The 16170-nt window shown below is 72.8% G+C and carries 13 protein-coding genes and 2 tRNA genes; 11 read left to right on the top strand and 4 right to left on the bottom strand.

The features are described from left to right. Positions 1-7: 7 nt before the first annotated feature. Positions 8-688, top strand: a complete 681-nt coding sequence (locus tag ACZ7LB_RS13720; RefSeq protein WP_471467886.1) for an AIM24 family protein — start codon at positions 8-10, stop codon at positions 686-688. A 16-nt stretch (positions 689-704) separates the two neighbouring features. Further along, a complete protein-coding gene (locus ACZ7LB_RS13715) occupies positions 705-1460 on the top strand; it encodes an AIM24 family protein (protein WP_471467885.1) in 756 nt (251 codons plus the stop codon). 72 nt (positions 1461-1532) lie between these two features. On the opposite strand, the gene ACZ7LB_RS13710 is transcribed toward ACZ7LB_RS13715, so the two are convergent. Beyond that, positions 1533-2048 (bottom strand): NUDIX hydrolase, encoded by a 516-nt coding sequence (locus ACZ7LB_RS13710; RefSeq protein WP_471467884.1) that lies wholly within the window; start codon positions 2046-2048, stop codon positions 1533-1535. Next, positions 2045-3553, bottom strand: coding sequence for a zinc-dependent metalloprotease (locus tag ACZ7LB_RS13705; protein ID WP_471467882.1), 1509 nt, complete (start codon positions 3551-3553; stop codon positions 2045-2047). The genes ACZ7LB_RS13710 and ACZ7LB_RS13705 overlap by 4 nt, the downstream gene beginning before the upstream one ends. A 193-nt stretch (positions 3554-3746) precedes the next feature. Between ACZ7LB_RS13705 and ACZ7LB_RS13700 the strand changes: the two genes are divergently transcribed. From ACZ7LB_RS13700 to ACZ7LB_RS13685, 4 genes are all read left to right on the top strand, one after another. Further along, the gene (locus ACZ7LB_RS13700) at positions 3747-4859 is read left to right on the top strand and encodes an SDR family oxidoreductase (protein WP_471467880.1); all 1113 of its coding nucleotides are present in this window, start codon (positions 3747-3749) and stop codon (positions 4857-4859) included. Positions 4860-5238: 379 nt separating this feature from the next. Continuing rightward, positions 5239-5700 (top strand): molybdenum cofactor biosynthesis protein MoaE, encoded by a 462-nt coding sequence (locus ACZ7LB_RS13695; protein WP_471467879.1) that lies wholly within the window; start codon positions 5239-5241, stop codon positions 5698-5700. Positions 5701-5880: 180 nt separating this feature from the next. Next, a complete protein-coding gene (locus ACZ7LB_RS13690) occupies positions 5881-6045 on the top strand; it encodes a hypothetical protein (RefSeq protein ID WP_471467877.1) in 165 nt (54 codons plus the stop codon). A 71-nt stretch (positions 6046-6116) separates the two neighbouring features. Next, positions 6117-7211: a YlbL family protein gene (locus tag ACZ7LB_RS13685; protein WP_471467875.1), complete on the top strand. Its 1095-nt coding sequence runs from the start codon at positions 6117-6119 to the stop codon at positions 7209-7211. Positions 7212-7434: 223 nt separating this feature from the next. Here the strand turns inward: ACZ7LB_RS13685 and ACZ7LB_RS13680 are convergent, their stop codons facing one another. Beyond that, the gene (locus tag ACZ7LB_RS13680; RefSeq protein WP_471467873.1) at positions 7435-7977 is read right to left on the bottom strand and encodes a PPA1309 family protein; all 543 of its coding nucleotides are present in this window, start codon (positions 7975-7977) and stop codon (positions 7435-7437) included. Between the two features lie 164 nt (positions 7978-8141). Here ACZ7LB_RS13680 and ACZ7LB_RS13675 point away from each other — a divergent pair, with 164 nt between their 5' ends. The 4 genes from ACZ7LB_RS13675 (at position 8142) to ACZ7LB_RS13660 (ending at position 13668) form a co-directional block, all read left to right on the top strand. After that, positions 8142-11126 (top strand): UPF0182 family membrane protein, encoded by a 2985-nt coding sequence (locus tag ACZ7LB_RS13675; protein WP_471468024.1) that lies wholly within the window; start codon positions 8142-8144, stop codon positions 11124-11126. 60 nt (positions 11127-11186) lie between these two features. Then, positions 11187-11260, top strand: a tRNA-Met gene (locus ACZ7LB_RS13670). A gap of 239 nt (positions 11261-11499) precedes the next feature. Further along, a complete protein-coding gene (locus ACZ7LB_RS13665) occupies positions 11500-13356 on the top strand; it encodes a tetratricopeptide repeat protein (protein ID WP_471467872.1) in 1857 nt (618 codons plus the stop codon). 235 nt (positions 13357-13591) lie between these two features. After that, positions 13592-13668 (top strand) — tRNA-Met (locus tag ACZ7LB_RS13660). A gap of 320 nt (positions 13669-13988) precedes the next feature. Here ACZ7LB_RS13660 and ACZ7LB_RS13655 read toward each other — a convergent pair. Then, complete coding sequence (locus tag ACZ7LB_RS13655; protein ID WP_161227514.1) at positions 13989-14405, bottom strand: Fur family transcriptional regulator; 417 nt, start codon at positions 14403-14405, stop codon at positions 13989-13991. A gap of 145 nt (positions 14406-14550) precedes the next feature. Between ACZ7LB_RS13655 and ACZ7LB_RS13650 the strand changes: the two genes are divergently transcribed. Further along, positions 14551-16002, top strand: a complete 1452-nt coding sequence (locus ACZ7LB_RS13650) for a catalase (RefSeq protein ID WP_471467871.1) — start codon at positions 14551-14553, stop codon at positions 16000-16002. The last annotated feature ends 168 nt before the right edge of the window (positions 16003-16170 follow it).

Here is a 16170-nt window from a genome sequence, read left to right as displayed (position 1 = left end):
GCCCGGAATGACCCAGCCGCTCGCGGGCTACGCTCCCGCACCCGTCACCGCCCGCATGGAGAACCACGGCAACCACATGGCGAAGATCGCCATGCAGACCGGGAACGACCTGTTCGCCCGGGTGGGCTCCATGGTCGCCTACGAGGGCTTCGTCCAGTACGAGCCCAACCCGTCCGCCGTCCGCCAGATCGCCCGGGACTGGATGACCGGCGAGGGCGCGCCCCTGATGAAGTGCACCGGCGACGGACTGCTCTACCTCGCCGACTACGGCGCGAACGTCGTCGTGATCAACCTCAACGGTGACGGGATCTCCGTCAACGCCACCAACCTGCTCGCCTTCGACGCCCACCTGTCGTGGGGCGTGGAGCGGGTCAAGGGGCTGGCGAAGTTCGCCGGGCAGGGCCTGTGGAACACCAGGATCTCCGGGCAGGGCTGGGTCGCCCTGACCTCCCGGGGCAAGCCGATCGTCGTCGAGTGCGGCGGCGGCGAGGACGAGACGTACGTGGACCCGGACGCGCTCGTCGCCTGGTCCCCGAACCTCAAGGTGAAGGGCAAGCGCAGCTTCAAGGCGCAGTCCCTGATCGGCCGGGGCAGCGGCGAGGCCTTCCAGATGGCCTTCTCCGGCCACGGCATCGTCGTCGTCCAGCCCAGCGAGGACAGCACCGACCGCCTCCGCGTCCGGGGCTGAGGGGAGTCAGAACACCATGCAGAGTCCGCTTTTCGCCCACAACGACCAGCAGAGCCGGGAGCGCTGGAGCCTCCAGAACAAGAACATGCTCCGCGTGCTCCTGGAGGGCCACGACGACATCCTCGCCCGCAAGGGCACCATGGTCGCTTACCAGGGGCTCGTCGAGTTCGACGCCGAGTTCCAGGGCGACGGCCAGGCGCGCGCCCGCGCCCACACCGGCGAGGGCCTGGACCTGATGCGCTGCCACGGGCAGGGCACGGTCTACCTGGCCAACCTCGCCCAGTACGTCCATGTGATGGAGGTCGAGCCGGAGGGCCTGACCGTCGACAGCGCCTATGTGCTGGCCATGGACTCCTCCCTGCACTACGAGGTCATCGCCGTCGACAGCCAGTACGGCATTTCCGGGTCGGGCAAGTACCAGCTCAACATCACCGGCCACGGCAGCGTCGCCCTGATGACCTCCGGCGCGCCGCTGCTGATGCGGGTGACGCCCGACAAGTACGTCAACTGCGACGCCGACGCGATCGTCGCCTGGTCCACCGGTCTGCGCGTGCAGATGCAGGCGCAGACCCACTCCTCGGGGGTGTGGCGCCGCCGGGGCAGCACGGGTGAGGGCTGGGAGCTGAGCTTCATGGGCAACGGCTTCGCCCTCGTCCAGCCCAGTGAGCTGCTGCCGCCGCAGAACGCCCGGATCGGGTCCGGGCCGGCCGCCCAGTTCGGGATGGGCCAGCAGGGTGCCCGGGGGCAGAACCCGGGCAACGCCTGGAGCTGACCCGCAGGGTGCCGGAGGGCCGGAGGAGACCGATGTAAGGGGCGACCGCCTTAACAGTCGCCCCTTACCGGCTCACAGTCGTGCCCGCGTCGCCTCCAGCAGGCGCACCACCGACGCGTCGGCCACCGCCGCGACCTCGTCGTACGGGAACCAGCGCAGGTCGAGCGACTCCTCGCTGATCGCCTCCAGGGCCCCGGCGGGCGCCAGCGCCGCGTACTGGACGTCCAGGTGCCAGGCGCACGGGGTGTGATGGCGGTCCAGCCGCGCCGGACCGCCGGGCAGCAGCGTCAGCCCGGCGATGCCCGACTCCTCCGCGGCCTCGCGCAGGGCGGCGCGCTCCAGGGTGTCGTCCGACGGCTCGCAGTGCCCGCCCATCTGGAGCCAGCGGCGCAGCTTCCGGTGCAGGGTCAGCAGCACCCGGCCGCGCGAGGGGTCGACGACCAGGGCGCTGGCCGTGAGGTGGCCGTCACCGCAGGACTTCCACATGCCGTCGGGATGCGCCGCCAGGTGGTCCAGATAGAGCGTGCGCAGCTCCTTCTGGCCCGGGTACCCCTCAAGGACCAGGGTCGCGTCCTCGCGCAGGCTCACTCGGCGTCCTCGCCCCTTCCACCGGACGCGCCGCCGTTCCCGCCCTTCCCGTCGCCCTTGTCCCCGCCGTCCGCCGGGCCGCCCTTCGCGGGACCTTCCGGGCCGGTCCCGTCCCGCTCCTCCCTGTCCGGGCCGGTCTGCCCGGCGGCCTCGCCGAGGATCCGGTCCAGCTCGGAGAAGTCGAGCTGCTCGCGGTGGACGAAGCCGTCAGGGTCGTCCAGGTCGCCGGCCGTCGGCAGCATGTCGGGGTGGGCCCAGAGGCCGTCGCGGCCGTCGACGCCGCGCGCGTCGGTCAGCGACGCCCACAGCCGGGACGCGTCGCGCAGCCTGCGCGGGCGCAGCTCCAGACCGATCAGCGTGGCGAAGGTCTGCTCGGCGGGACCGCCCGAGGCGCGCCGCCGGCGCAGCGTCTCGCGCAGCGCGTCGGCCGAGCCCAGCCGCGGCTTGGCGGCGGCGTGGACCACCGCGTCCACCCAGCCCTCGACCAGCGCGAGCGCCGTCTCCAGCCGGGCCAGCGCCGCCTTCTGCGCAGGCGTGTCCTCCGGCTGGAACATGCCCTGCTGGAGCGCCTCCTGCAACTGCTCGGGGTTCTGCGGGTCGAACTGGCCGACCACGTCCTCCAGCTTGTCGGTGTCGACCTTGATGCCGCGCGCGTAGCCGTCGACGGCACCGAACAGGTGCGAGCGTAGCCACGGCACATGGGCGAAGAGGCGCTGGTGGGCGGCCTCGCGCAGGGCCAGGTACAGCCGCACCTCCTCCTGGGGCACGCCCAGGTCCTTGCCGAAGCGCTCGATGTTCACCGGCAGCAGCGCGGCCCGCCCGGACGGACCGAGCGGCAGCCCCACGTCGGACGAGCCGACGACCTCGCCCGCGAGCACGCCCACGGCCTGGCCGATCTGGGTGCCGAACATGGCGCCGCCCATGGAGCGCATCATGCCGATCAGCGGGCCGGCCATGGCCTGCATCTCCTCGGGCAGCACATCGCCCATGGCGGCGCCGACCCGCTCCGCGACCGGGTCCACCAGCTCCTTCCAGGCGGGCAGTGTCTCCTCGACCCACTCCGCGCGGCTCCAGGCCACGGCCGAGCCGGCTCCGGAGGGCAGGGCGGTGGCGTCGTCCAGCCACAGGTCGGCCAGGCGGACGGCCTCCTCGACGGCCCGGCGCTCGGCGGGTCCGACACTGGTGTCCTTGGTGCCGTCCGGCGCGCCCTGGGCGACCGTCTGGCGGGCGATCTGCTTGGCCATGTCCCAGTTCACCGGGCCGCCCTCGTAGGAGAGCATCTGGCCGAGCTGCTGGAACGCGGCGCCCAGGTCGGTGGGGTTCATGGAGCCGAACATGGCGGCGAACGGGTTGTCCGCGCCGGGGCCGCCGGCCCCGGGCTGCCCGAAGCCGAACGGGTTGGCCGGTCCCTGACCACCGCCGCCCTGCTGGTCCTTCTTCTTGCCCTCGTCGCCGTCGTCCGGCTCCTCCGGCGGAAGGCCGAATCCGAATGGGGTGTCACTCACGGGGTTCCTCGGCTGGTAGGGCCGCCGGTCTTGGGCCGGCGGCACGGCTGCCCGACATCACCACCCAGCGTAGACACCCGGAGCGGTTCGGGCCTCGGTGCTTCGCCGACTGACGGCCTGCGGCAGGATGGATGCCACCTGGTACGTACGCGTCGCTCGCGCCCGTACTGAAGACAACCGCTGGAGACGCCCGGTGAGTTCCCCAGATCCGCAGGTTCGCGCAGCGCGAAACCGGTCAACCAGTTCCGCCGCGCGCGGACCCGTCGTGGCGGTCACCGGTGCCGCTTCGGGCGTCGGCGCGCTGCTCACCGCGCGGCTCGCGGCGTCCGACGAGGTCGGGCGGGTCGTGGCCATCGACGAACGGCGCGGCGACTGCGCGGACGCCCGGTGGCACGTCCTGGACGTGCGGGACCCGGCCATCGCCGAGAAGCTGCGCGGCGCGGACGTGGTGGTGCACCTGGCGCTCGACCTCGACCTGGAGACCGACGCGTCCGCCCGGACGGCCTACAACGTCCGGGGGACCCAGACGGTCCTGACGGCCGCCGCCGCGGCCGGGGTGCACCGCGTGGTGCTCTGCACCTCCTCGATGGTCTACGGCGCCCTGCCGGACAACGATCTGCCCCTGTCGGAGGACGCCGAGCTGCGCGCCACGGCCGAGGCGACCGGCGTCGGCGACCTCCTGGAGATCGAGCGCCTGGGCCGCCGGGCCCCGCGCGCCCACCCGGGCCTCCAGGTGACCGTCGTGCGCCCCGCGGTGCTGGTCGGCGGCATGGACACCGCCCTGACCCGGTACTTCGAGTCGCCGCGCCTCCTGGTGGTGGCCGGATCGCGGCCCGCCTGGCAGTTCTGCCACGTCGAGGACCTCTGCAGCGCCCTGGAGTACGCCGTCCTGGAGAAGGCCGACGGGGAGCTGGCCGTCGGCTGCGACGGCTGGCTGGAGCAGGAGGAGGTCGAGGAGCTGAGCGGGATCCGCCGCATGGAGCTGCCGTCGGCCGTGGCGCTGGGCGCGGCGGCCCGGCTGCACCGCATCGGCCTGACGCCCTCCCCGGCCGGTGACCTGGCGTACACGATGTACCCCTGGGTGGTGAGCGGCAGCCGGCTGCACGACGCCGGGTGGCGGCCGAAGTACACCAACGAGGAGGTGCTGGCCGAGCTGCTGGAGGAGGTCGCCGGGCGGCACACGGTCGCCGGGCGGCGGCTGGGGCGCAAGGACGCGACGGCGGCCGGCGCCGCGGGCGCCACGGTGGCGCTGCTGGGCGCGGCGGCGGTGGTCCGCAGGGCGCGCAAGGCCCGGCGGCGGCTCTAGGTTCCGGCGGGGCCCGGCGAACCGCCTTTGGGGGCACAGGACACCGCCCGGGGCCCGGGAGAGCGCCGGACCGGTCCTCCCGCGCACGCGGGCGGCCGGGCCCGTCATCCACGCATCGGGGTCCGTCCCCGGGCCCTCCCGCGCGCACGCGGGCGGCCGCCGCGGCACCGGCGGCGCGGGCCCGGCCGGGAAGCCCCCTCCCGCGCGCGGGACACGACGCGACCGGGACCCGGGACGGCCCGCCTCCCGCGCGGCCCGCCTCCCGCGCGGTGCGCGTGACCCCATCGCCCCCCGGGCCGGGAGGGCCGCCGGGCGCCCCTCCCGCGCGTGCGTGATCGCGCCGTTCTCCGCCGCCGGTGCCGTGCGGCACGATGGGGGCATGGCATCCATGAACGACCACCCCGGTGAGCGGGCCGCGGCGGACCCCGTGAAGCTGATCGGCATCCGGGAGACACCGCTCTCGGTGGACGAGGTCTTCCGTGCCGTCGGGGACGACGCCGCCGGGGGGACGGTCCTCTTCGTAGGGACCGTGCGCGACCACGACGGGGGCAGCTCCGTCGACCGGCTCGGCTACTCGTGCCACCCCTCCGCCGAGGCCGAGCTGCGGAGGGTCGCGGAGAAGGTCGCGGCCAACCACCCCGTGCGCGCGCTGGCCGCCGTCCACCGGGTGGGCGACCTGGAGATCGGGGACCTGGCGGTCGTCGTCGCCGTGTCGTGCCCGCACCGGGCGGAGGCGTTCGCGGCCTGCCGCGGTCTGATCGACGACCTCAAGCACGAGGTGCCGATCTGGAAGCACCAGACCTTCTCCGACGGCACCGAGGAGTGGGTCGGGGCCTGCTGACCCCGGGCGGCACCCGCCGCACCGCGGCCCCGGGAGCCGCGCCCCGCCACGCCTCCCGTCACCCTTCGGGTACCGGCCGCCCGGGTTGCGTAACCGGGCCCCCGGCGTGAGCGTTGTCACTGCGGATGGTTAATCTGCTGATCAGTCAGTCGCGGACGCTCGTGGGGTTGGGAGGTCGGCATGGGTGCACTCGCCTGGTTGCTGATTCCGCTGGTGGCCGCGGTCGGCGCGGGGGTGTGGAGCAGTTGGGCCAACCGGACCCGCCGGGCGCGCAGCGACGGACCCGAGCTGGACGGCTACGCCCGCTTCCGCGAGGCCATGGAGCGGCCCCGCACGGAGGCCTGAGCGGGGCCCGCCCGGGAGGCGGGGCGCCGACCTGACAGGGCGCCGACAGCCGCGTCCCGTACTGTCGTTCCATGCCACGCCGCACCGCGACGATGCTCGCCTCCACGCTGATGCTGATCGCGCTCCTGTGCGCCGGGGTCTTCATCCCCGTCCCGTACGCGCGGATGTCGCCGGGGCCGACGGTGAACACCCTCGGGGACCACGACGGTGAGCCGGTGCTCCAGATCTCCGGGCACGAGACCTACGACACGAGCGGTCACCTGAACATGACCACCGTCCGGGTCACCAGCGCCGACTACAGGATGAACCTCGTCGAGGCGGTCTACGGCTGGCTGGCGCACGACGACCGGGTGGTGCCGCACGACAGCATCTACCCGGACGGCAAGACCGAGGAGCAGGCGACCCAGGAGAACGCCGAGGAGTTCACGCAGTCCCAGGAGAGCGCCAAGGTCGCCGCGCTGAAGAAGCTGGGGATCCCGGTGAAGACCTGGGTGGTCGTCTCCACGGTGGTCAAGGGAGCCCCGGCCGAGGGCCGGCTGCACGCGGGCGACGTGATCCGCGCGGTGGACGGCAAGCCGGTCACCAAGCCCGGCGACGTGGTGAAACTGGTCACCGCGCACCGTCCCGGCGAGAAGGTCGCCTTCACCGTCGTGCCCGCCAAGGAGCAGGCCGCCGCCGAGAAGGAGAAGCGGGCCCCCGCGGTGACGGACGAGGTCACGCTCACCACGGCGGCCTCGGACGACGGCGGCGCGAAGCGCGCCGTCGTCGGCATCTCCGCCGGGACGGACCACACCTTCCCGTTCGACATCGACATCAAGCTCGCGGACGTCGGCGGCCCCAGCGCCGGCCTGATGTTCGCGCTCGGCATCTACGACAAGCTCACCCCGGGCAGCCTCACCGGGGGCGCGTTCGTCGCCGGGACCGGGACCATCGACGACGCGGGCGTCGTCGGGCCGATCGGCGGGATCGGGATGAAGACCATCGGCGCCCGCGACAAGGGCGCCAGGTACTTCCTGACGCCCGCGGACAACTGCGCGGCGGCCGCCAAGGACATCCCGTCCGGGCTCACCCTGGTGAAGGTGGGCACCATCGACGACGCCCTCGGCGCGCTTGAGGACATCCGCGCGGGGAAGACCGGCGCCCTGCCGAAGTGCACGGCCGGATAGCGGCCCCGCCACCGCCGGACCCCGCCCCGCGCCGTCGTCGGACGGCTCCCGGCCGACGTCCGGCCGCGGCCGTGCGGGACGGGGGCGTCCGGACGCGGCCGTGGCGGCCCCGGCCGGACGCCCCCGGGAACCGGGCACGCGCGGCCGGGGCCCGGCCGGAGCCAGGGCCTCTCGTCCGGATCAGGCCGGGCTCGCGGGGCCGGCCTGATCCGAACGGAAGACCCTAGTCCGCGAAGGTCGCCGAGAGCGCCCGGGCCAGCCCCGGCACCAGGTCCGAGCCCGTGAGGACCTCCGTCGCGGTGTCCTTCTCCCGCAGTCGCAGGGCGGACTCGCGGGCCCCGTCGCGCAGCACCGCGACCGTCATCCGCACCTCCTGCCGGTCCGGGTGCTCCGCCACCCAGCGGGCCAGCCGCCCCTCGTCCAGCCCGTCCGGCACCTGGGCCTCGGCCGACGGCGGCAGCATCAGGCGCTCCACGGCCAGCGCGCAGCCGGCCACCGAGTCGGGCCAGGCGATGGTGCCCAGGAACTCGTCGAGCGGCTGGTCCGTTGGAATCTCGTCCTGTTCGATCGGGGTGAGGCCGGAGCTCTCCGGTTCGGCGGCCAGGCCGAGCCGGTCCGCGAGCGAGGGCTGGTCGGCCCGCAGCCGTGCGGTGTCGACGAGGGCGAAGAGGCGTGCGGGCTGGTCCCAGCCCAGACCGGAGACGTACTCGTCGATCTCGAGGACGGCCCGGGTGAGGGGGTTCGCTGCCATGGGGGTGTTGGACATGGTCACAATCCTGCCTCGTTCCCCACCCGGATCGGGAACCGAGTAAGCGATGAGTAAGTTGCATAGGTGTGCGCCCGCGACGACGGGGGCGCACGGGGGGCCCGCGAACCCGAGGGCCTGACGTATCAACAGCGAACTTCGAGGTGCGCACCTTGGCTTTCCAGATGCCGGACCGCGGCGGAGGCCCCACGGGGCCGCGGATCAGAGTGGGCCGTCCGTCCCGGCGTGTCCGGACCCTGCTGATGACACTCGGTGTCCTCGCCGTGCTCGGCATGGCGTTCACCATGTTCGCGGGCTTCTGGACGGACTGGTTGTGGTATCGGTCGGTCCACTACTCGTCGGTCTTCACGACGACCCTGTTGACCAAGATCGGGCTGTTCCTCGTCTTCGGCCTCCTGATGGCGGTCGCCGTCGGGCTCAACATCTGGCTGGCGCACCGGCTGCGCCCGCCGCTGAGCGCGATGTCGATGGAGCAGCAGAACCTGGACCGCTACCGGATGGGCATCGCCCCGTTCAAGAAGTGGCTGCTCCTCGGTGTCACCGCCCTCGTCGGCCTCATCGCGGGCGCCTCGGCGGCCGGCCAGTGGCGCACCTGGCTGATGTGGGTCAACGGCGTCCCCTTCGGGCAGAAGGACCCCCAGTTCAAGCTGGATGTCTCCTTCTACGCCTTCGACCTGCCCTGGTACCGGTTCCTGCTGGGCTTCGGCTTCGCGACGGTGATCATCTCCCTGATCGCGGCGGCGCTCACCCACTACCTGTACGGCGGTCTGCGGATCACCAGCCCGGGCGCGCGCGCCACGGCCGCGGCCACCGGGCACCTGTCGGTGCTCATCGGCGTCTTCGTCGCCCTCAAGGCCGTCGCCTACTGGCTCGACCGGTACGGGCTGGCGGTGAAGTCCAGTGACTTCAAGGCCACCGACAACTGGACGGGTCTCAGGTACGTCGACGCCAACGCGTACCTGCCGGCCAAGACGATCCTGTTCTGCATCGCGGTCATCTGCGCCCTGCTGTTCTTCGCCACCCTGTGGCGGCGCACCTGGCAGCTCCCCGTCATCGGCCTCGGCCTGATGGTGCTCTCCGCGATCCTCATCGGCGGCCTCTACCCGGCCCTGGTCCAGAAGTTCCAGGTCCAGCCGAACGAGCAGGCCAAGGAGGCGCCGTACGTCGAGAAGAACCTCAAGGCGACGCGCGACGCGTACGGCATCGCGGGCACCCAGGTCTCGGAGTACCCGGGCCGGAGCCAGACCGACGACAAGACCGAGCTCCGGGACGACGTGGACGCCACCGCGTCCATCCGGATCATGGACCCGAACATCATCTCGCCGACGTTCCAGCAGCTCCAGCAGATGCGGAACTACTACGCGTTCCCGACCAACCTGGACGTCGACCGCTACAGCAAGGACGGCAAGGACCAGGACACGGTCATCGGCCTGCGCGAGCTGAACCTGGCGGGCATCCCGAAGAAGAACTGGATCAACAACCACTTCCGCTACACGCACGGTTTCGGCGTGGTCGCGGCCAAGGGGACCCAGGTCGACTCCGAGGGGCGCCCGGTCTTCACCGAGTCCGACCTGCCCTCCGAGGGCGACCTCGGCAAGTACGAGCAGCGGATCTACTACGGCGAGAAGACCACCACGTACTCGATCGTCGGCGGTCCCCAGAAGGAGATCGACTACTCCGACGACTCCGGGGAGAAGACCTTCTCCTACAAGGGCGACGGCGGCGTCGACCTGTCCAGCCCGCTCAACCGGGCCGCGTACGCGCTGGCGTTCAGCGAGCCGCAGATCCTCTACTCGGGCGCCATCGGCGAGGGTTCGAAGATCCTCTACAACCGCACGCCGAAGGACCGCGTCGAGGCGGTCGCGCCCTGGCTGACCATCGACGGCGACGCCTACCCCGCGGTGGTGGACGGCCGCATCCAGTGGATCGTGGACGCCTACACCACGACCAACGGCTACCCGTACGCCTCCCGCACGACGCTCGGTGACACCACCGCCGACTCGCTGACCGCGAGCAACGACTCGCGCACGGTGGTGGCGCAGCAGAACCGGGTGAACTACATCCGCAACTCGGTGAAGGCCACCGTCGACGCCTACTCGGGCGACGTGAAGCTCTACCAGTGGGACACCCAGGACCCCGTCCTGAAGACCTGGATGAAGGCGTTCCCGGGGACGGTGAAGGCCAAGAGCGAGATCTCGACCGCGCTCATGGACCACCTGCGCTACCCCCAGGACCTCTTCAAGGTCCAGCGCGAACTGCTCACCCGCTACCACGTGAAGGACGCCACCACGTTCCTCAGCGGCAGCGAGGTCTGGCAGGTGCCGGACGACCCGACCAACAAGTCGGGCAACGCGGTGCCGCCGTACTACCTGAGCATGAAGATGCCGGACCAGCAGAAGCAGGCCTTCTCGCTGACGACGACGTTCAACCCCATCGGGCGCGACAACCTCAGCGCCTTCATGGCGGTCGACGCCGAGGCCGGCACGGAGGGCTACGGGAAGATCAGAATCCTGAAGCTGCCCACCAGCACGACCGTCGACGGACCCAAGCAGGTGCAGAGCCAGTTCAACTCCGAACAGGACATCGCCGAGTCGATCCGGCTGCTCAGGGGCGGTGACTCGGAGGTCGAGTACGGGAACCTGCTGACGGTGCCGCTGGACGGCGGGCTGATGTACGTCGAGCCGGTCTATGTGCGCGGTGGCGGGCTGAAGTACCCGCTGCTGCGGAAGGTCCTGGTGAGCTACGGGGGCAACACTGCCTTCGAGGACACCCTGGACGCGGCCCTGAACAAGGTCTTCGGGGCCGAGGGTTCGCCCACCAGGCCGCCCTCCGACCCGGACAAGGGCAAGACACCGCCGCCGACCACCAACCCGACCGTCCGGGACGCGCTGGACGACGCGAGGGACGCCTTCGACGCCGGCCAGAAGGCCCTGGAGCAGAAGGACCTCGGCAAGTACGCCGAGGCCCAGGAGGAGTTGGCCAAGGCCCTCCAGCGGGCGGAGGACGCCCAGGCGAAGGCCGACCGGGACGCCGGTGCGAAGGCCGGTCAGAAGGCGCAGGACGGCAAGGGCAAGCCGGACGGCGGGGGCGCGAGCGGCGACAAGGCCGACGCGAAGCCCACGCCCGGTGAGAGCGCCGCGAGCGGCTGACCACCCGTCCGAGCCGGTCGGACGGCCACCCCGCGCCGTGGTACGGTGAACACACAACGGCGCGGGGTGGAGCAGCTCGGTAGCTCGCTGGGCTCATAACCCAGAGGTCGCAGGTTCAAATCCTGTCCCCGCTACTACGGTGCGGACGCCATGCGCGAACCGCCGACGAAGGCCCGGATTCCCCAGGAATCCGGGCCTTCGTGCTGTGCGGACGCGAAACGCGGGACCCCGACGGCCGCGCCGCCGACGGGAGTTGGGACGACCTGTGTTTGACTTGTCTCCCTGTGGGCATGTCGACAAAACGCTGTAGTGACCTCCCCGGCTGCGGTATACCGGGTGTGATCAGGCCGCGGGTGGTGCGACGATGGACGTTATGGGGGACATGGCAAATCTGTTCGGGACAGGGCGTTTTGCGCAGTCGTCCGGCCAGCAGGAGCCCGGGGACGAGGCTCAGGAGGCGGCGGACGAGGCTGCCGAGGAGCTGCGCCGCCGCATCGCCGCCGAGGCCGGCGACGCCGAGGCGATGAGCGTGCTCGGCGCCATGCTGCTGCGCCGCGGCGATCTCGACGGAGCCGAACCCCACCTCCGCGCCGCCACCGCCGCGGGCGACCGCGCCGCCGCCAACAACCTGGGCGTCCTGCTGCACCAGCGCGGCTACGCCGACGAGGCCGCCGGCTGGTGGCGGATCGCCGCCGTCGCCGGTTCCGCCCCCGCCGCCCACGCGCTGGGCCGGCACTTCCGCGAGCGGGGCGACGAGCCGGCCGCCGAGTACTGGCTGCGCCAGGCCGCCGAACAGGGCCACGTCCTCGGCGCCTACGCCCTCGCGGACCTGCTGGAGCACCGCGCCGACGGCGAGGGCGCCGAGCGCTGGCTGCGCGCCGCCGCCGAACGCGGCCACCGCGAGGCCGCCTACCGGCTCGCCCGGCGGCTGGACCGCCGCACGGGCGACCCGGACGACGACGGCCCCGGCGCCCCGGCGCCCGCGCGGCCCGTCCGCCGGGCGGGCACCCGGGCGGACGGGCGCCCCGGCGAGGCCGAGCAGTGGTACCGGCAGGCCGCCGCCCGCGGCCACCGGCGGGCCGCCCTGCACCTGGGCACCCTTCTGGAGCAGCGCGGCGAGCTGAAGGAGGCCGGGCGCTGGTACCTGACGTCGGCCAAGGACGGCGAGGCCCGCGCCGCCTGCGCGCTGGGCTTCCTGCTGCGCGACGCCGGGGACCGGGAGAGCGCCGCGGTGTGGTGGCTGCGCGCCGCCCAGGACGGCGACGGCAACGCGGCCAACGCCCTCGGCGCGCTGCACGCCGAGCGGGGCGAGACCCAGACCGCCGAGCGCTGGTACCGGGCCGCGATGGACGCCGGGGACGACAACGGGGCGTACAACCTCGGGCTGCTCTGCGCCGAGCAGGGCCGCACCGGCCAGGCCGAGCAGTGGTACCGGCGCGCCGCCTACGCCGGGCACCGCGAGGCCGCCAACGCGCTGGCCATCCTGCTGCTGACCTCCGGCGACGAGTCGGGGGCCGAGCCGTGGTTCTCCCGCGCCGCCGAGGCCGGCAGCGTGGACGCGGCCTTCAACCTCGGCATCCTGTACGCCGGGCGGCGCGAGGAGCGGGCCGCCCTGCGCTGGTACGAGCGGGCGGCGGGCGCCGGGCACACCGAGGCGGCGCTCCAGGTCGGCATGGCGCGGCTGCGGGACGGCGACGAGCGGGACGCGGAGCGGTTCCTGCGGTGCGCGGCGGGCGGCGGCAGCCCGGAGGCGGCGTACCGGCTGGCGGCGGTGCTGGACGCGCGCCGTCCGCCCGCGCCCGCGCACGAGCTGGGCGAGCCGGTGTGCCGGAAGACGGAGTGCGAGGAGTGGTACGAGCGGGCGGCCTCCCAGGGGCACCGACGCGCCCAGGTGCGGGTCGGAATGCTCGCCGCCGCCCGGGGCGAGGTCGTGGAGGCGGCGCGCTGGTACCGGGAGGCGGCCGAGGCGGGCTCCCGCAACGGGGCCTTCAACCTGGGGCTGCTGCTGGCCCGGGAGGGCAGCGAGCCCGAGGCGGTCGTGTGGTGGCGCCGCGCGGCCGACGCCGGGCACGGGCGGGCGGCCCTGCGGCTGGCGCTGCTCTGCGCGCGCCGCGGCGACCTGGACGAGGGGCAGCGCTGGGCCGACCGGGCGGTGTCGCTGGGCCCCGCCGAGGTGGGGGAGCGCGCGGCGCGGCTGCGGGACGCCCTCCGCCAGGAGCTGTCCGCGTAGGCGGACGCCGGGGCGGTCCGGGTGCGGGGGTGCCGGGACGCCGTCGGGGTGCCGGGGGTGCCGTGGCGTCGGGGGTGCCCGGAGCGGCGTCGCGCCGGTGTCGCGGGAGGGGCCCTCCGGAGCCGCGAGAGGGTGCGTGGCCGGGTGTCCGGTGGGCGGCGGCGGGGCGGCCGGGAGGCGGCGCCGGAGTGATTTGCCTCCGCCCGCGCCCTTGACGTAGTGTTCAGTTCATCGCCGCGGGGTGGAGCAGCTCGGTAGCTCGCTGGGCTCATAACCCAGAGGTCGCAGGTTCAAATCCTGTCCCCGCTACCAGATGACCGAGGGCCGGAATCCGAAAGGGTTCCGGCCCTCGGTGCTTTCCGGTTTCCCAGGGCTTCCCGTCGGCCCGCGGTGTTCTCCGTCGTTCCCGGGTGCCGTCGCTGTGCCGCCCGTCGTCCTTCGTGTCCCGCGGCGTCCTTCGTACGCCGTAATGTCCTTCGTGCGCCGTAGCGTCGGCACGCGTGCGCCGCAGAGTAAGGGTCCGTGATCCGCGCCGGGCCGTCACCCGGCCCCTGGGGGCGGGTGCGTGCTCGGGCACGACGGAGCCCCGGCACCCCAGTGCCGGGGCTCCGTCGGGTAGGGGGCGCGGCGGGTCAGGCCGCCGCGCAGTTCGGGCAGGTGCCGCGGTAGGTCACCTCGACGCCCGAGACCGTGAAGCCGAAGCGCTCCGAGTCGGGGAGGTCCGCCAGCGGATTGCCCGTCGGGTGCACGTCGCGGATCGCCCCGCAGCCGGCGCAGACCAGATGGTGGTGCGGCCGGTGCGCGTTCGGGTCGTACCGCTTCGCGCGCTTGTCCGTCGCGACCTCCAGCACCTCGCCGAGCGAGACCAGCTCGCCCAGCGTGTTGTACACGGTGGCGCGGGAGATCTCGGGCAGCTTCGCCACCGCTCTGGAGTGCACCTCGTCGGCCGTCAGATGGACGTGCTCGCCGTCGAGGACCTCGGCCACGACACGCCGTTGCGCGGTCATGCGCCAGCCGCGTCCGCGCAGCCGTTCCAGAAGGTCACTCATGCGGACCAGCCTAACAGCAAGGGGACCAGGTCCCGAACAGGTGTGAACTTGGAGCGCCACTTGACTTAGACAATGTCCATTGTAGGATCGGACTCGGCTTTGGCCAAGGGACAGGATGTACGGGAATTTCCGCAGGAGGCGCGCAGTGACCCAGGGACCGCTCACCACCGAGGCCGGTGCTCCGGTGGCGGACAACCAGAACAGCGAGACCGCGGGTGCGGGCGGGCCGGTCCTCGTCCAGGACCAGCTCCTCCTTGAGAAGCTCGCCCACTTCAACCGGGAGCGCATCCCGGAGCGGGTCGTGCACGCCCGGGGCGCCGGCGCCTACGGCACCTTCACCGTCACCGCCGATGTCACCGCGTACACCGGGGCCGCGTTCCTCTCCGAGGTCGGCAAGGAGACGGAGACCTTCCTCCGCTTCTCCACCGTGGCCGGCAACCTGGGTGCCGCCGACGCCGTCCGCGACCCCCGGGGCTTCGCGCTGAAGTTCTACACCGAGCAGGGCAACTACGACCTCGTCGGCAACAACACCCCGGTGTTCTTCATCAAGGACGCCATCAAGTTCCCCGACTTCATCCACACCCAGAAGCGCGACCCGTACACCGGCTCGACCGAGGCGGACAACGTCTGGGACTTCTGGGGTCTGTCCCCGGAGTCGACGCACCAGGTGACCTGGCTGTTCGGCGACCGCGGCATCCCGGCGTCGTACCGGCACATGGACGGCTTCGGCTCGCACACCTACCAGTGGAGCAACGCGGCGGGCGAGACCTTCTGGGTCAAGTACCACTTCAAGACGGACCAGGGCATCAAGTGCCTCACACAGGCCGAGGCCGACCGGCTCGCCGGCCAGGACCCCGACTCCCACCAGCGCGACCTGCGCGAGTCCATCGAGCGGGGCGACTTCCCGAGCTGGACCGTGGGCGTGCAGATCATGCCCGCCGCGGACGCGGCGACGTACCGCTTCAACCCGTTCGACCTCACCAAGGTCTGGCCGCACGCGGACTACCCGGTCGTCGAGTTCGGCAGGCTCGAACTCAACCGCAACCCGGAGAACGTCTTCGCGGAGGTCGAGCAGTCGATCTTCTCCCCGGCGCACTTCGTGCCCGGCATCGGTCCCTCGCCGGACAAGATGCTCCAGGGCCGTCTGTTCGCCTACGGCGACGCGCACCGCTACCGGGTCGGGATCAACGCCGACCACCTCCCGGTCAACCGCCCGCACGCCACCGAGGCGCGCACCCACTCCCGTGACGGCTTCCTCTACGACGGCCGCCACAAGGGCGCGAAGAACTACGAGCCGAACAGCTTCGGCGGCCCGGTCCAGACGGACCGGCCGCTCTGGCGGCCGGTCGCGGTCTCCGGGGTCACCGGCGACCACGTGGCCCCGTCGCACGCCGAGGACGACGACTTCGTCCAGGCGGGCGACCTCTACCGGCTGATGACGGACGAGGAGAAGGAGCGCCTGGTCGGCAACCTGGCCGGGGCCCTCTCGCAGGTCTCGCGCGAGGACATCGTCGAGCGCGCGGTCGGCAACTTCCGTCGGGCCGACGCCGACTTCGGCAAGCGGCTGGAGGTCGCGGTCCAGGCCCTCCGCGGCTGACTCCCAGCACTGACACTGGGCCGCTTGCCGTAGCGACGGGCCGGACTCCTGGGGACGGGGGTCCGGCCCGTTTCGTTCCCGTCCCGCCGTCCCGCCGTCCCGCCGTCACCCGGTCAAGGGTCGCGGGTCGCGCGTCCCGCCGTCGTGGCCGGGCCCGGTGGACGGCCG

The sequence above is a fragment of the Streptomyces sp. NPDC107521 genome (assembly GCF_055598485.1).
This window is presented reverse-complemented; position numbering and strand designations above follow the sequence as displayed.

What these genes read in the sequence shown, in the direction of transcription:
- ACZ7LB_RS13655 (WP_161227514.1), bottom strand. Translation starts at nt 14,405, where the DNA reads ATGAGTGACCTTCTGGAACGGCTGCGCGGACGCGGCTGGCGCATGACC.
- ACZ7LB_RS13685 (WP_471467875.1), top strand. Translation starts at nt 6,117, where the DNA reads ATGCCACGCCGCACCGCGACGATGCTCGCCTCCACGCTGATGCTGATC.
- ACZ7LB_RS13665 (WP_471467872.1), top strand. Translation starts at nt 11,500, where the DNA reads ATGGGGGACATGGCAAATCTGTTCGGGACAGGGCGTTTTGCGCAGTCG.
- ACZ7LB_RS13715 (WP_471467885.1), top strand. Translation starts at nt 705, where the DNA reads ATGCAGAGTCCGCTTTTCGCCCACAACGACCAGCAGAGCCGGGAGCGC.
- ACZ7LB_RS13675 (WP_471468024.1), top strand. Translation starts at nt 8,142, where the DNA reads ATGCCGGACCGCGGCGGAGGCCCCACGGGGCCGCGGATCAGAGTGGGC.
- ACZ7LB_RS13720 (WP_471467886.1), top strand. Translation starts at nt 8, where the DNA reads ATGACCCAGCCGCTCGCGGGCTACGCTCCCGCACCCGTCACCGCCCGC.
- ACZ7LB_RS13690 (WP_471467877.1), top strand. Translation starts at nt 5,881, where the DNA reads ATGGGTGCACTCGCCTGGTTGCTGATTCCGCTGGTGGCCGCGGTCGGC.
- ACZ7LB_RS13695 (WP_471467879.1), top strand. Translation starts at nt 5,239, where the DNA reads ATGGCATCCATGAACGACCACCCCGGTGAGCGGGCCGCGGCGGACCCC.
- ACZ7LB_RS13680 (WP_471467873.1), bottom strand. Translation starts at nt 7,977, where the DNA reads ATGTCCAACACCCCCATGGCAGCGAACCCCCTCACCCGGGCCGTCCTC.